The following is a 13,696-nucleotide window of genomic DNA, read 5'->3' as shown; positions in this document are numbered from 1 at the left end:
TTCCTTTTTTCGTTCGTCACTTGCCTTTTTGGCAGGTGGCGATTTTTATTTTTTCAGGGGGGAAAAACATGCAACTTTTGAAGTATTCCATAATGGTCTTAATCGGTTCGATCTCATATGGCACATTATCCACGATGATCAAATTTGGATTCATGGATGGCCATTCTTCCGGGGAACTGGTCGGCAGTCAATACCTCGTCGGTTGGCTGATTGTCTCCGTGTTATTTCTTTTTTCGTTTAAATATAAAGTTTCATGGAAGAGTGCCGGATTACTATTAATCACGGGCATGATGTCCACTTTCGTCGGAAAGGCCTATGCCGTTTCCGTATCCGAGCTTCCCGCTTCGATTGCCGTTGTCTTTTTATTTCAATTTACCTGGATTGGCGTCCTTATAGAAAGTTTCTTAAATAAAAGACGCCCCGATAAAAATAAACTCATTGCCATCTTCGTTCTCTTCATCGGTACATTATTGGCGGGGGCGATCTTTGGTCAGTCACTATCCGGTCTAAGCCTGAAAGGCGTATTGTTTGGATTATTGTCTGCGTTGCTCTTTGCACTGTATATGTACTGCAACTCTCAATTCGCAGTTGGGGAATCTTCAATGAAACGGTTGTTTTTCATTGCAACGGGTGCCATGCTGACTGCTGTATTCACGACTAACCCCGTCACACTTGTGACGAATCTTGTCCAAACGAACCTATGGTACTACGGTCTGCTGCTCGGCACATTGGGTGTTTTAGTTCCTTTCTTTTTCTTTGCTGTCAGTTTGCCGAAAGTGGGTGTCGGGCTTGGAACGATTCTTTGTGCAGCAGAGCTTCCTTCAGCGATGGTCGTTTCCGTCATCTTCTTGAATGAACAGGTTACGTCACTGCAATGGTTCGGAATGTGCTTGATCATCGTCGGCATCGCCTTGCCTGAGGGAATAAAGCATCTGCCGCGATTTCTTCCTGACAGAAAAAAAACGCTGCATGAAAAAAGGATTTCATAACATTATCCACCGGTTCGGATAAGAATAAGAAAGACCATTCCCGTTAGCGGAATGGTCTTCTTTTATATATTGTTTTTCCTTTTCTCCTTAAGCATCCAATTGTTGCACTTGAAATAGGTTGTAATAATGCCCTTGCTTTTTCATGAGTTCTTCGTGTGTTCCCATTTCCGTAATTTCCCCATTATCGATATGAACGATCCGATCGGCATGGGTGATGGTCGATAACCGGTGGGCCACGATGATGGTGGTCCGGTTTTTCGCCAAAATATCCAGCGCCTCCTGGATATAGTGTTCACTTTCCAAATCCAATGCCGATGTGGCTTCGTCGAGAACAAGGATTGGCGGGTTTTTCAAAAATACCCTCGCAATGGCCACCCGTTGTTTTTGGCCTCCGGATAATTTAACTCCCCGCTCCCCGACTTTCGTTTCATATCCTTCTTTTAGACCCATGATGAAGTCATGAGCATTCGCCGCCTTTGCCGCTTCAAATACTTCTTCATCACTTGCATCAGGCCGTCCCATAAGGATATTGGCCTTAACCGATTCACTAAATAAGATATTATCCTGTAGAACCATTCCTATTTTATCTCTTAGGCTGCGGACTTGATATTTACGGATATCCGTCCCATCCAATAATACCCTTCCCTCCGTCACATCATAGAAACGGGAAATCAAACTGACAATCGAGGATTTCCCGCCTCCGCTCATCCCGACAAGTGCAATGGTTTCCCCTGGTTTAACATCCAAATTGATATGTTTTAAAACGGGTGCCTCTTTCTCGTCATAAGAAAACGATACATCCTGAAAGGTTATACCGCCATCCACATGCTTCAACTCTTTCGCCCCTGGTTCGTCATCGATATCATACTTCTCATCCACAAACTCAAAAACCCTGTCCATGGACGCCAATGTCTGGGTCATTGTCGTCGAAGAGTTAACTAAACGTCTGAGGGGATTATATAGCCGGTCTATGAAACCGACGAAAGCAACCATGGTACCCAGTGACAATTGGTCATGAATGACCTGATAACCGGCAAATCCTATAACGAGCAGGGGGGCAATATCCGTGATCGTATTCACGACAGCAAATGACTTAGCATTCCAGCTCGTATGCTTTAGGGCCTTATCGAGGAAATTCTTGTTCTGCTTCGCAAACAATTCCTGTTCCCTGTCCTCTATCGCAAAGCTTTTGATGACCGACATCCCTGAAACCCGTTCATGTAGGTGACTCTGTACATCCGCCAACGCTTGGGACCGAATCCTTGTATAGGTTCTCAGCTTACCGAAGAAATGCTTGATCGAAAATGCGTAAAATGGAAGCATGATGATGGATACAATGGTTAGCTTCACGTCCATCGTAAACATGATGACTATCACTATGATGATCGTTGCGATATCGAGCCAAAGGTTCATCAGACCCGTGATGACAAAGTTCTTCGTTTGTTCCACATCCGTGATCATCCTTGAAATGACCTCGCCCACTCTTGTATTGGAATAATATTTAAAACTCAGTTTCTGTATATGAGTAAATAAATCATTACGAATATCATATAAGATTTTCGTTCCGGTCCATTGAGCGAAATATTGACGGTAATACTCAATCGGCGGTCTGACTGCAACGAAAATGAATATCATGATGGCCATTGCCCATAAAAGGCGTTCGGACTTCACGGCTTTGGACAGGTCACCATTTCCGATGATGTCATCCACAATATACTTACTGAGCAATGGAAGCAAAAGCGGAATCGCGAACTTTAGCAATCCAATCAGTACCGTCCCGATTATCTGCCATTTATATGGTTTGACGAATTGCAAATATCTCTTAATGCTCCCCACGGATTTCCTCCTTTTCTGAATCATTAAATCCAAATGATAAAAAAAGTCCATAACAGTCCATTTGGAATCTTATTTCTTAAATGCACCATTCAATTATATTTTCCTTTTCGATGATTAACTATCAAAAGGATTTCATTCACTACCTTTCATAAACATATATAGGAGGTTTAATGGTTCCTGCATTCTTGAAAGATTGAATCAGATGTGTAGGCACGATACATAATGAAAAAGCCTGCCAATTATGCAGCAGGCCTTTTCTATCATCGATAGGTTAAAAAGCGTTCATACCAACTATCAATAAACTCTGCGGAGAATGGTCCTTTTCGCTGGCGTATCATATAAATCAAATAGTCTACGTTCTGTTTCAATATTGAATCGATGGCATCCGGGTAATTCATTTCTTTCCGATGCCTTTCATATTCATCCTCATCCAGCAAATTAAACGTCATATCTGGGAATACTTTAATGTCCAGGTCATAGTCAATGTATTTCAATGCTCCCGATTCGTATGTGAACGGCGAACTGATATTGCAATAGTAATAAACCCCGTCCTCTCTCAACATACCAATAACATTAAACCAATACTTTGAATGAAAATAGCAAATCGCCGGCTCTCTCGTAATCCAGGTCCTTCCATCTGATTCCGTTACCATAGTACGGTCATTCGCTGCTATCACCAGATTTTGGGTCCCTTTTAAAACGGTCGTCTCTTCCCAGATACGATGGATATGTCCATTATGTTTATAGCTATGGATTTGGATTTTTCCTCCTTCGGCAGGAACAATCCCCATTTATCTCTCCCTACTTTCTATAGACACCCTGACAGCGTACTGTGCCCTATTCCGTTTGCAGTTGTTGTGTGTATTTAAAAATATATACTTTTTTCCATTTACCCTATATTCCTATATTATAGCGATTTATTCATAAATTTAAAACAAAAGTGGCTAATCTCCCAGTGAAAATGTGTAAATAAGTCGAAAAAGTCTGACCATCCACCCATTTTAACTAAGAAATTAGCCGTTTATTCATCGTATGGCAGCCTGTCCTTGCTGAAAATAACGGATGACTTCTTCCGTTTGCTTCTCGAACATATCATGGATACTTTTCAATTCCTGCTTTTTGAGTTGAATCTCTTCCTGAATGGTGACTGCTTCACTCTCCTCTTCCAGGGCAAGGAGTTGCTTCTCTATATCTTGGCATCTTTCGATTTCGGATTGTAAAAGTAAAAGCTTATCCATCGTTTTCAACTGGTTGTTTATAAGCCGGTTAAATTCCTCCATGAATGCACCTTCCTAATCTGTATTTTTTCTATAGTATGTATATTCTATTTTTATCCGTTTTTTCCTTTGACATAATATGTAAACACAAAGAAACATTTGTCGAATCCAATGAAAGTAAAAAAAAGCACCCTTCAAAAGAAGGATGCTTTTCATCGGCGATTAGCCTTGGCTTTTATTGCTTTGAGATTTTTGATTTTGTTGTTTTACTTCTTGAACGTTAGTTTCAGAAGCAAACTCTGTACCGAATTGGCCTTGTGCTTGACCTTGACCTTTTTTTTGCTGAGACTGCGCGTTTTGTTGTCTCACTTCTTGAGCGTTAGTTTCAGAAGCAAATTCTGTACCGAATTGGCCTTGACCTTGCTGAGATTGAGCGTTTTGTTGTCTCACTTGTTGAACATCAGTACCTGCTTGTGATTTATTCATGTTTTTAGCCATTGATATCACCTCCACGATAATAAGATAACCATTATCCAGGAGTGTTATCCAACTAAAAACATTTAAATTTTTCCAGTTACATTAAACAAGCAATGAAATGCCTCCATCAACTATTAAGGTTTGTCCACGAATCATACTGGCTCCGTCGGAAATTAAAAATAGGATGGTATTCACCATGTCTTCCACCTCGACCATCCGTCCAGCCGGAGTCTGTTCTGCCGCCTCGGCAAGCATTTCATCCCGATTCGGGAAAGACTTCAGGGCATCTGTATCGATCACACCGCCTGAAACGGCATTGACACAAATATTTTTTTCAGCCAATTCGACCGCTAAATATCTTGTCAGGGCTTCAAGCGCAGCTTTGGAAACTCCAACAGCTGTATAATTTTTCAAATAGCGAATGGATCCTAGCGAACTGATGCTGACGATTTTCCCCCCGCCGTTCCTCTCCATTAATTTCGCCGCTTCCTGTGCACAGAAAAGAAGGGCTTTTGTATTGATGTCCATCGTCCAGTTCCAATGGGATTCCTCCAGCTCCATCAACGGACGCTGCACTCCTGAGGCCGCATTATTGATGAATATATCCAAACGTCCATAATAAGCATCGATTTCCTCAAACATGCTTTTCACTTTCGCAACGTCACCGACATTTGCCTTAACTACAAGGGCTTTACGCCCCAACGCTTCAATTTCGGCTGCCACTTCTAATGCTTTTGACTTGCTCCGGGCATAATTAATAACGAGGTCGTAACCTTCCTCCGCAAGCTTTATTGCCGTGCTTCTGCCTAAACCTTTACTGCTACCTGTAACGAGTGCCACTTTTTGTTCCATTCGTTTATTCATCCTTTCTGAGTAAACACCGAGTAATAAAAATCATTTTTTTAAGGAGTGTTACTGTTATGTATATTGGACGTGATATGACAGAGTTGTCGATGATGAAAAAATCGGATTGGGAAAATAGTGAACTTGCCTATTTTCATCACTCCCTTCAACAAATGGTACCTTATTTAAACCAAGAAGGACAGAGTATCCATAGCGAAATCATCAAAGAAATTGAAAATAGAGGCGGACTTAACAGGCAGGAAGCCGATTATACTCATGGAACGAAAACCCTTTACGATTGATTTTATACGGATATGACTTTGAAAACCAACAAAAGAAAGAGGATATCTTAGCCGATATCCTCTTTCATACTCCCCGTTTCACTAGCGCCTTTTTTTAATCACAATTTTATTATAAGACGTTATAGCCATTGCGCAAATCAGGGCTGTCCCCAAAAATGTTAACGAATATAAAGAAGGTGAAAGGACATTACCGAATACCGTTTCATTCTGGAGTGCCCCTACTTGTTCCCATGCATTTTCAATATCCGGTTTATATCTGCTCGTTTTTATGGACCCGACCATTATCATACTCCCAAAATATAAAGCATGAATGATGATTGAACCTATGAATGCTTGAATGACTATCCTCATTCCATCGCCCCCTAACACCCTTATATTACCATATATTCAAAAAAAGCCTTTATTCAATATGTTCTTTTTCTTTATACGCCTTCATCATTTTTTGGTGGGAAACCGGAAATGCCAACTCCTCCATCTCTGCCTCACTCACCCACTTAAGTTGCTGTTCTCTTAGTGTATCTTCACTGATGGCCTCTTTGACCGCTCCGATATATGTGTCCACTTTCCAAACGAGATGTGAGAAAACATGTTCAATTCTCACAAGGGATTCAGTGATTTCAGGTTTGACGCCATACATTTCCTGAAACCGACTCACGAAGAATTCCCGCTTATGCAAAAGGGATGAATGGTTTTCGAAGTTCGGATATTCCCAAAGATTTGCAAGCAACCCTTCTGATGCTCGCTTATGAATTAAATATTCACCTTTTTCATTCGTTAGAACGGCAGCTACAATTGGTACATCCCGTGTTTTTTTCTTTTGGATTTTCACCGGCAATTCCGACTGAACCCCGGATTCAAATGCTAGACAATGACTTTGAACAGGACATAATAGGCAGGCAGGCTTACCTGGTGTGCAGATTAATGCACCAAGCTCCATCAAGGCTTGATTGAAGGCAGAGGTATGTTCATGATCGATCAGCTCTCTGACGGCAGCTTCGAATGTTTTTCTTGTCTTTGGCTTTGCTATGTCTTCATATATCATCAATATCCTTGATAAAACACGCATGACGTTTCCATCAACGGCTGGCTCAGGCTTGCCGTATGCGATACTAAGAATCGCACCAGCTGTATAAGGGCCGACACCTTTCAATTTTGAAATTTCCGCGGGATCATCCGGTACGATTCCATTATAGGAAGCCTTCACTTCCTGAACGGCACTATGCAGATTCCTTACACGTGAGTAATATCCCAGCCCTTCCCATGCTTTTAGGATTTTCTCTTCATCGGCATTGGCAAAATCCTCGAGTGTTGGGAACCATTCCACAAATCGGTTGAAATAAGGAATCACCGTATCCACTCTCGTTTGCTGCAACATTATTTCAGAAACCCAAACACGGTATGGATCTTTATTTTTCCTCCATGGCAATTCTCGTTGTTCTTCGAGAAACCAGGAAACCAAATCTTTTTGAAATTCTTCGATTGTTATTTTTTCTATTGTCGGGATCGTTATTTCTTTCACATCAGTTCCTCCAAAGATGTTAAACTCTTATCAAAAATGGGAATACCTATAATAGGTCATTCTTTTTTTAATAGCATGTTCATATCCATTTATTTATAACGGGCACGGAAATAAGTAAAAATTTTATTCATTTGATGGTTATTATATAAATACGGTATGATGAGAGAAGATCATTTTTTTCAAATTGTGGCAGGGAGGTTAGTTTTTTGGATACAGGTACTCACTTTGTCATGGGAATTGCTCTTGGAGGTCTTGCCACATTAGATCCTGTCATTGCGCAGAGCCCAGTCACCGCAAGTGCAGTCATAGCAGGTACGATATTGGGATCACAAGCTCCAGACATTGACACCGTTTTAAAATTAAGGAATAACGCTGTATATATTCGAAATCACCGTGGAATCACGCATTCCATTCCCGCTGTTTTACTTTGGCCCTTGATAATCAGTGGAGCACTTTTCGCCATCATACCTGAAGCAAATTACCTTCATCTTTGGCTTTGGACCTTTTTAGCCGTATTCCTTCATGTATTCGTGGATATATTCAATGCTTATGGGACCCAGGCTCTTAGGCCAATTTCATCAAAATGGGTAGCTTTAGGGGTCATCAATACATTTGATCCGTTCATTTTTGGAATACATGTTGCCGGCCTGATATTATGGGGCTTTGGATTTCCTCCAGGCTATTTATTTCTTTCCATTTACGGAATACTCGTCATTTACTACATTTCCAGATTTAGGGAACAAGCTTTTATAAAGAAAGTGGTCAAACGGCAAATTCCTGGAGCAAGGAAAATTCTTTTATCACCGACCATGCGTTTTCACCGCTGGAAAATTGCGGTTATTACTGAAAAGAATTATTATGTGGCACGAGCTGATAATGGATATGTGACGATTCTTGATACGTTCGATCGAGTGCCCTTACCTGAAAGTGAAATTCTCGAAGCCGCCAAGAAGGATATCAACTTGGCAGCCTTTCTGTCCTTTTCTCCGGTTTACCGCTTTGAAATTGAACAGATAAAAGAATATTATGAAGTCCGTTTCATCGATTTAAGATACCGAAGCAATGGATATTACCCGTTTGTGGCAGTGGTCCATTTAGACAGCGAATTGAATATCTTGAATTCTTATACCGGCTGGATTTTCAGCGAAGCGAAACTGCAGAAGAAATTGAATATTATTTTGTAGTCGCTGTATATTGAAAAAGAGCTGATTCCAGGGAACCCCTCTGGAATCAGCTTTTTTAATGCAGTAGATTCTGCTGATTTAATAACTGTCGATATTTAGGGTTCTTTGCAATGAACTCGTGGAATTGCTCACCATAGTTATCAATCCAGGTCCTTACAACGCGTGATGTCATTTCTTCTCCGGCATATTCATGCCCAGCCTTTGCATAGGTCGCTTCGAAATCTTCCCATAATAATTCCACCCAAGTCAAAGCTTGCTCATACGTGATGTGTTCATTTTTCTCAAGCAGTATCTTGGTTAACCTTTCATGGTAATCATTCATTTGAACCACCTCATTGCCAATATTTTTACAGAATGAACTATACTGTCCCATACCCATACTAGTTGTAAGCGGAAACGCTTCTTTCTTTAATCTGATGCTTGGAGGAGAAAAATTTGCGAAATAAACAAAAAGGATTCCCCAACCAAAACAATAATAAATTCCAAGGCGAGCCTCGTGCAAAGGCAAGATATGCTTCAAAGCGTGCAGATGGCAGTATTAATACACACCCTCAAGAAAGAATGAAAGCATCAAACGAGCGATCGAATTAACTCGTACACCAGAAGGAATCGGGTTTCTTCCCCGATTCCTTTTTTATTTCAGCATTGAAATCGGAAGTGCTTCTTCCTTACCGCTACCACCTAAGCGGTAACCCCAGGCGAATACGCCGTTCATATAATCAATTTTGAAATAGACCCCGGGATCTCCGTCAATTTGATATATTTCACCTTTTTTGAAATCATCCGGATTTAACAAATAGGCCTTGGCCATCGTCACTTTTCGTTCCAATACAGAGTATTCATTAACCATTCCCAATTGCTCTGCTTTTCTCGCTTTTTCTGTCAACGCTGCAATTTCCTGTTGTAGTTCATAGGCGGACAACTTGCTGTATCTTACGTCACTCATATATATGACTCCTTAAATGAAATATTAATTTACTTCTATATTAAACAAAATTTAGTGATTTGGCTATCGATGCACTTAATCCGCATCTGAATTGGAAAGAAAACGGTCAATCAATTCTATTGGAAAACCTTTTCGGTATAATGCCTGCTTAATTTTTTGTTCATATTCGAAGCCTTCATGGTTTTTATATCGGCGTTGCATTTTTTCGGCATGGTGGCAAAGAGAATCCCATTGTTCATCTTCATCCTTTTCAACCGTCACATCTTCAAGTGCTTCATGGATGACATCTCTAGGGAAACCTTTCCGTAACAAGGTTTGTTCAACTTTCAACCTTAAAGCTCGTTCGGAAATGTTTTTTTCCTTTTTGACCGCTTTTCCAGCAAGTTTCCTTGCATGTTCAATCTGAATATCATAGGGGTATTCCTTCAATGCCTCGATAACCAACTTTTCTTGCACCCCTTTTTCCTTAAGCTCGAGCTTAAGGGTAGTGGGCCCTTTATTGCCTCCATTCACATGGGTCCGTACGTAAGCCTTGGAAAATTCAAGGTCATCTAAATAGTTAAAACTGTATAGTTTATGTATCGCTTCTTTAATGATCGGCTCTTCCGTCTCCTTCTTTTTTAAATAAAGGCGAATTTCCGATTCCGAGCGCATTCGGTATGATAAATAATTAAGTGCATCGGTAAATGCTTTTTGGATTTCATCATGGAATTGTATTTCTGCCAAAAGCAGGTCATCAAGTTCCATACCCTTTTTCAAATGAAATTTCATTAGCACTTCTTCATCTACACTGAAGGCATATTTTTCGTCAACGAAAATGTTATAACGATCTTTACGTTTCTTTTGGGTTGTTATTTTTGTTATGTTTGGCATAAATCCACCCCCACCACTACTTTACCCCTTTACGTTTACCATTTCTATATATAGCATGTCTAAAAATGAAAAAAGAACATGGACATGTTAAAGTGAAGGAAAGAAAGGGAAAGGAAGTGGTTTTCATGAAAATAGCCATTGCTGGTGGAAGCGGTTTTGTCGGCACAGCCCTTATTGATGAATTATCAAAAGAAAATCATGATATATATATTTTGACCCGTCATCCCAAAAAATTTAAAAAACAGACTAATTTGACATATATTGGATGGTTGACCAAGGAGGCACAGCCGGAAAAGCACTTGGCGGGGCTAGATGTTTTCATTAACCTTGCTGGTGAATCCCTTAACAGCGGGCGTTGGACACCTGAACGAAAACGCCGGATTGTCGAAAGCCGGGTCGAAGCTTCCAAAGAGATGAACCGGATCATCTCCATGCTGCCCGATAAATTGTCCGTCATCATTAATGCAAGTGCAGTCGGATATTATGGTATTTCGGACGATGAGACCTTTACCGAAACCTCTGGATCCGTTGGTGATGATTTCCTGGCCCGTACTGTTCAACTATGGGAAAAGGAAGCGGCTAAATCACGCTCTTACAGTAATAGATTGGTCCTAACAAGATTTGGGGTGATTCTTGGAGAAAAAGGTGGCGCACTGCCAATGATGGTCCTTCCCTATAAACTATTCGGCGGAGGAAAGATGGGCAAAGGGAATCAGTGGCTTTCCTGGATTCATATCCATGACGTGGTCCGGGCAATCATCTTTTGCATGAATGATCAGCGGATAGATGGTCCAGTCAATTTTACGGCGCCGAACCCCGTTCAGATGGATACATTCGGGAAAACGATAGGAGCTATCCTGCACCGGCCACATTGGTTACCCGTACCTCCCTTCTTCCTCAAAAAACTGCTGGGGGAAATGAGCATACTTGTGCTTGAAGGACAAAATGTCCTTCCCACTAAACTTAAAGACGAAGGATTCACTTTCTCCTTTCCAATCCTTAAAGAAGCTTTACAAAATATCTTGAATGAAGATTCTCACGTATGAAAGGGTCATTTTAGGAAAAAATAGGGATATTAAGTGAAATGGAGATGATCAAATTGCTCAAAAAACACGATAAAGAGAAAAGTAACTTAACTAGTACCCAAGCGATTCTTTATGCTCGTGAATTTAAAAAAGCAGATCGTGCTGGCGGTTATACCGAGAAGAAATCCCGTCGTTAAGTTTGGAGTTTTTTCCCGTACATTTTGAATAGCCACCCAACACAAAATAAGCTGGAGATGATTAGTGAATTCATCTCCAGCTTATTTTATATTCTAGGGGGCGCTAACATGGGACGAAATGGCATACACCATAATCGAGATAAGAACAAACAAAAACTTCCTCAAGTTCCTAAAAACCTGAAGAGTGACGGACTTGACGTTGAATATTCTTCCGAACTGGCTGACCAGGAAGACATCAAGGCACAAGCCCGGGCAAATGCAGCTGACCGCCGTGCTCATAATCGCCGTTAATAAGCATGATAAATCAAACCAAGGGGTTGTAAATCAGCCCCTTGTGTTTTCTTTATTTACATAGCTTATCCACATACCTGTGTATATTGTGGATATATTCTGAAAATACTGACAAACAATAAGTACAATAACACACTTTATCAACATGAAAATAATGTTATTTATGGATAACCCTGTGGATTATGTGGATAGATGGAATGTTATGCTACCCACGCTGTATCTTTGTTGTGGATAACTATTCTCTCTACTTGATTTGTTCCACAGGGTTATTATTTATATAATCTTTCATCCATAATTGTTACGCTCTTTATTAAATTTCTTCCTTCCAAGTATGATCGCATGCCAAGCAATTCTAAATGACTCCCCCCTAACTTGTCAGTGGTTGCATCCGCTACTGACCCCGGCATTAAAGAAAGGTCCCCAAACTTTCTCCATTAATGTTTTCTTCTAACTGTTTACGAAGCATGAACTTTTGTATCTTCCCGCTGGCGTTACGAGGCAGCTCATTACAGAAAATATATCTTCTTGGACGTTTATAGTTCGCTAGCGTAACACTGTTTTTACACCAGGCTTCTAAATCGTTTTCCGCTAGCGAAGGGTCTTTGGCTACGATGAAGGCCGTCACCGTTTCCCCCCATTGATCATCCGGCTGACCAAGTACTGCACAGTCGAGAACTCCATGATGCTCATATAGTGTATCTTCCACTTCACGTGGATAAATATTTTCCCCTCCAGAAATAATCATGTCGTCCACCCGGTCCTTGACCCACAGATATCCGTCTTCATCCAGGAAACCGATGTCACCGGAATGGTACCAGCCTTTGTAAAGCGCCTTTTCGGTCTCTCTATCTTTTTGAAAATACCCCTGCATGATACACGGACCCTTCACAAGAATTTCCCCTGTTTCCCCAGGTTCCAGCATATCCTCGGGATCCGATGGCCCTTCGTCATTCGGACGGGCAATGATTATTTCATGATCGGAACATGCCTTGCCGGCAGAACCTGCTTTCCTAATTTGGTCTTCCTCCAATAGGAGAGTGATCGCGGGACCCATTTCAGTCATTCCATAAGCTTGGATGAACTGGATGCCGAGTTTCTCCTGACAGGCACGTACAAGTGTTGGAGCCATCGGGGCTGCCCCATAAAGCCCAAGCCTCAAACTCTGGAATTTGTACTCATCCAATTTTTCCTGGAGGAGCATGTTCCACATCGTAGGTGCAGCAAAAAACTTGGTGATCCCTTCCGATTCAATCAGTTCCATGACCTTTTTGGGATTAAACTGATGTAATATGACATTTGCGGCACCGACCTGTATGCGAGGTAAAAAGGAACAGTGCAATTCGGCACAATGAAACATCGGTGCAGTGATCAAACCGATATCAGAGCGTTCATACTTCATGGCCTCAATTAGAATCTCGGCTTGTTTGACCATGTCTTTATGAAGGTGAATGACCCCTTTTGGACGTCCGGTTGTCCCGCTCGTATACATGATGGCATAGATATCATCTTCGTGAACGTCCACTTCATCTGGCTTTGATGAGATACTTGCCATTTTCTGGCGGTAACCTTTTGCATATCCAGGCACATTATCATCAATATACCAAAAAGCCGTTTCCGGAAATCGCTTTTCAATCGCGGCAACGTTCGTTTCCAGTTCGTGTTCGAATAAAACGACCTTTGGAGCAGCGTCGTTCAAGATGAAGGCCAACTCTTCCGGCATTAATCGGAAGTTGATCGGATTAAAGATTGCGCCGATTTTTGCACAGGCAAAGAATGCTGTTGCAAGCTCTTCATTGTTGTAAAGGTACGTAGAGACCCTGTCCCCTTTTCGCACCCCTTCCGCTTGGAGGGCCGCCGCCAATCTATTCACCTGCTCATTCCATTGAATGTACGTATAGCGGATATTTCTTCTCACGTCGTAGATAGCTTCTTTAATGGGAAATTTCTGAACCGTATGATCAAAGATATTTTTAATCGTTACTGACATATCATGTTCC

18 protein-coding genes are annotated in these 13,696 nt (G+C 41.3%); 7 read left to right on the top strand and 11 right to left on the bottom strand.

From position 1 onward, the window contains the following. Positions 1-68 precede the first annotated feature (68 nt). On the top strand, positions 69-989 hold the full coding sequence (locus ACFVSH_RS04540; RefSeq protein ID WP_260287929.1) for an EamA family transporter: 921 nt from the start codon (positions 69-71) through the stop codon (positions 987-989). A gap of 87 nt (positions 990-1,076) precedes the next feature. Here the strand turns inward: ACFVSH_RS04540 and ACFVSH_RS04535 are convergent, their stop codons facing one another. The 5 genes from ACFVSH_RS04535 to fabL all read right to left on the bottom strand — a co-directional run bounded on the left by ACFVSH_RS04535 (position 1,077) and on the right by fabL (position 5,371). After that, a complete protein-coding gene (locus tag ACFVSH_RS04535) occupies positions 1,077-2,825 on the bottom strand; it encodes an ABC transporter ATP-binding protein (protein WP_387604521.1) in 1,749 nt (582 codons plus the stop codon). Positions 2,826-3,085: 260 nt separating this feature from the next. Further along, positions 3,086-3,616, bottom strand: a complete 531-nt coding sequence (ntdP, locus tag ACFVSH_RS04530) for a nucleoside tri-diphosphate phosphatase (RefSeq protein WP_063234823.1) — start codon at positions 3,614-3,616, stop codon at positions 3,086-3,088. Between the two features lie 234 nt (positions 3,617-3,850). Then, positions 3,851-4,105, bottom strand: coding sequence for a YgaB family protein (locus tag ACFVSH_RS04525; protein ID WP_063577340.1), 255 nt, complete (start codon positions 4,103-4,105; stop codon positions 3,851-3,853). Positions 4,106-4,264: 159 nt separating this feature from the next. Beyond that, a complete protein-coding gene (locus tag ACFVSH_RS04520) occupies positions 4,265-4,540 on the bottom strand; it encodes a gamma-type small acid-soluble spore protein (protein WP_387604523.1) in 276 nt (91 codons plus the stop codon). Between the two features lie 81 nt (positions 4,541-4,621). Beyond that, positions 4,622-5,371 (bottom strand): enoyl-[acyl-carrier-protein] reductase FabL, encoded by a 750-nt coding sequence (gene fabL / locus ACFVSH_RS04515; RefSeq protein WP_387604525.1) that lies wholly within the window; start codon positions 5,369-5,371, stop codon positions 4,622-4,624. 68 nt (positions 5,372-5,439) lie between these two features. Here fabL and ACFVSH_RS04510 point away from each other — a divergent pair, with 68 nt between their 5' ends. Continuing rightward, positions 5,440-5,664: a hypothetical protein gene (locus tag ACFVSH_RS04510; protein ID WP_260287924.1), complete on the top strand. Its 225-nt coding sequence runs from the start codon at positions 5,440-5,442 to the stop codon at positions 5,662-5,664. A gap of 81 nt (positions 5,665-5,745) precedes the next feature. On the opposite strand, the gene ACFVSH_RS04505 is transcribed toward ACFVSH_RS04510, so the two are convergent. Together ACFVSH_RS04505 and mutY are read right to left on the bottom strand one after the other, a co-directional pair. Continuing rightward, entirely contained in the window at positions 5,746-6,015 is a 270-nt protein-coding gene (locus ACFVSH_RS04505; protein ID WP_260287923.1) for a hypothetical protein, read from the bottom strand. Positions 6,016-6,064: 49 nt separating this feature from the next. Then, positions 6,065-7,183, bottom strand: coding sequence for an A/G-specific adenine glycosylase (mutY, locus tag ACFVSH_RS04500; protein WP_387604527.1), 1,119 nt, complete (start codon positions 7,181-7,183; stop codon positions 6,065-6,067). Positions 7,184-7,389: 206 nt separating this feature from the next. Here mutY and ACFVSH_RS04495 point away from each other — a divergent pair, with 206 nt between their 5' ends. Continuing rightward, positions 7,390-8,367 (top strand): metal-dependent hydrolase, encoded by a 978-nt coding sequence (locus ACFVSH_RS04495; RefSeq protein ID WP_076371135.1) that lies wholly within the window; start codon positions 7,390-7,392, stop codon positions 8,365-8,367. A 55-nt stretch (positions 8,368-8,422) separates the two neighbouring features. On the opposite strand, the gene ACFVSH_RS04490 is transcribed toward ACFVSH_RS04495, so the two are convergent. Then, positions 8,423-8,689, bottom strand: coding sequence for a YfhJ family protein (locus ACFVSH_RS04490; protein WP_387604529.1), 267 nt, complete (start codon positions 8,687-8,689; stop codon positions 8,423-8,425). A gap of 113 nt (positions 8,690-8,802) precedes the next feature. Between ACFVSH_RS04490 and ACFVSH_RS04485 the strand changes: the two genes are divergently transcribed. Continuing rightward, a complete protein-coding gene (locus tag ACFVSH_RS04485) occupies positions 8,803-8,958 on the top strand; it encodes a small, acid-soluble spore protein K (protein WP_034305387.1) in 156 nt (51 codons plus the stop codon). Between the two features lie 43 nt (positions 8,959-9,001). Here the strand turns inward: ACFVSH_RS04485 and ACFVSH_RS04480 are convergent, their stop codons facing one another. Both ACFVSH_RS04480 and recX read right to left on the bottom strand, forming a co-directional pair. Continuing rightward, positions 9,002-9,313: a YfhH family protein gene (locus ACFVSH_RS04480; protein ID WP_034305394.1), complete on the bottom strand. Its 312-nt coding sequence runs from the start codon at positions 9,311-9,313 to the stop codon at positions 9,002-9,004. Between the two features lie 75 nt (positions 9,314-9,388). Then, positions 9,389-10,186: a recombination regulator RecX gene (gene recX, locus ACFVSH_RS04475; protein ID WP_387604531.1), complete on the bottom strand. Its 798-nt coding sequence runs from the start codon at positions 10,184-10,186 to the stop codon at positions 9,389-9,391. Between the two features lie 125 nt (positions 10,187-10,311). On the opposite strand from recX, the gene ACFVSH_RS04470 reads away from it, so the two are divergent. The 3 genes from ACFVSH_RS04470 to ACFVSH_RS04460 all read left to right on the top strand — a co-directional run bounded on the left by ACFVSH_RS04470 (position 10,312) and on the right by ACFVSH_RS04460 (position 11,699). Beyond that, positions 10,312-11,232, top strand: coding sequence for a TIGR01777 family oxidoreductase (locus ACFVSH_RS04470; protein ID WP_387604638.1), 921 nt, complete (start codon positions 10,312-10,314; stop codon positions 11,230-11,232). A gap of 38 nt (positions 11,233-11,270) precedes the next feature. Beyond that, positions 11,271-11,408, top strand: a complete 138-nt coding sequence (locus tag ACFVSH_RS04465) for a YfhE family protein (protein ID WP_387705071.1) — start codon at positions 11,271-11,273, stop codon at positions 11,406-11,408. Between the two features lie 108 nt (positions 11,409-11,516). After that, complete coding sequence (locus ACFVSH_RS04460) at positions 11,517-11,699, top strand: YfhD family protein (protein WP_260287920.1); 183 nt, start codon at positions 11,517-11,519, stop codon at positions 11,697-11,699. A 406-nt stretch (positions 11,700-12,105) separates the two neighbouring features. Here ACFVSH_RS04460 and ACFVSH_RS04455 read toward each other — a convergent pair whose 3' ends face one another. Then, the gene (locus ACFVSH_RS04455) at positions 12,106-13,686 is read right to left on the bottom strand and encodes a fatty acid--CoA ligase (RefSeq protein WP_387705069.1); all 1,581 of its coding nucleotides are present in this window, start codon (positions 13,684-13,686) and stop codon (positions 12,106-12,108) included. Between the last annotated feature and the right edge of the window lie 10 nt (positions 13,687-13,696).

The organism is Peribacillus sp. NPDC058002 (assembly GCF_042886655.1).
Classification (GTDB): domain Bacteria; phylum Bacillota; class Bacilli; order Bacillales; family DSM-1321; genus Peribacillus; species Peribacillus aracenensis.
The sequence above is the reverse complement of the archived record's forward strand: the minus strand, read 5'-3'. Positions and strand labels throughout refer to the sequence as shown.

Bases quoted from the DNA above. Each gene is read 5' to 3' on its own strand.
- ACFVSH_RS04540 (WP_260287929.1), top strand. From the start codon at position 69: ATGCAACTTTTGAAGTATTCCATAATGGTCTTAATCGGTTCGATCTCA.
- ntdP (WP_063234823.1), bottom strand. From the start codon at position 3,616: ATGGGGATTGTTCCTGCCGAAGGAGGAAAAATCCAAATCCATAGCTAT.
- ACFVSH_RS04525 (WP_063577340.1), bottom strand. From the start codon at position 4,105: ATGGAGGAATTTAACCGGCTTATAAACAACCAGTTGAAAACGATGGAT.
- ACFVSH_RS04520 (WP_387604523.1), bottom strand. From the start codon at position 4,540: ATGGCTAAAAACATGAATAAATCACAAGCAGGTACTGATGTTCAACAA.
- fabL (WP_387604525.1), bottom strand. From the start codon at position 5,371: ATGGAACAAAAAGTGGCACTCGTTACAGGTAGCAGTAAAGGTTTAGGC.
- ACFVSH_RS04510 (WP_260287924.1), top strand. From the start codon at position 5,440: ATGTATATTGGACGTGATATGACAGAGTTGTCGATGATGAAAAAATCG.
- ACFVSH_RS04505 (WP_260287923.1), bottom strand. From the start codon at position 6,015: ATGAGGATAGTCATTCAAGCATTCATAGGTTCAATCATCATTCATGCT.
- ACFVSH_RS04490 (WP_387604529.1), bottom strand. From the start codon at position 8,689: ATGAATGATTACCATGAAAGGTTAACCAAGATACTGCTTGAGAAAAAT.
- ACFVSH_RS04480 (WP_034305394.1), bottom strand. From the start codon at position 9,313: ATGAGTGACGTAAGATACAGCAAGTTGTCCGCCTATGAACTACAACAG.
- recX (WP_387604531.1), bottom strand. From the start codon at position 10,186: ATGCCAAACATAACAAAAATAACAACCCAAAAGAAACGTAAAGATCGT.
- ACFVSH_RS04470 (WP_387604638.1), top strand. From the start codon at position 10,312: ATGAAAATAGCCATTGCTGGTGGAAGCGGTTTTGTCGGCACAGCCCTT.
- ACFVSH_RS04465 (WP_387705071.1), top strand. From the start codon at position 11,271: ATGGAGATGATCAAATTGCTCAAAAAACACGATAAAGAGAAAAGTAAC.
- ACFVSH_RS04460 (WP_260287920.1), top strand. From the start codon at position 11,517: ATGGGACGAAATGGCATACACCATAATCGAGATAAGAACAAACAAAAA.
- ACFVSH_RS04455 (WP_387705069.1), bottom strand. From the start codon at position 13,686: ATGTCAGTAACGATTAAAAATATCTTTGATCATACGGTTCAGAAATTT.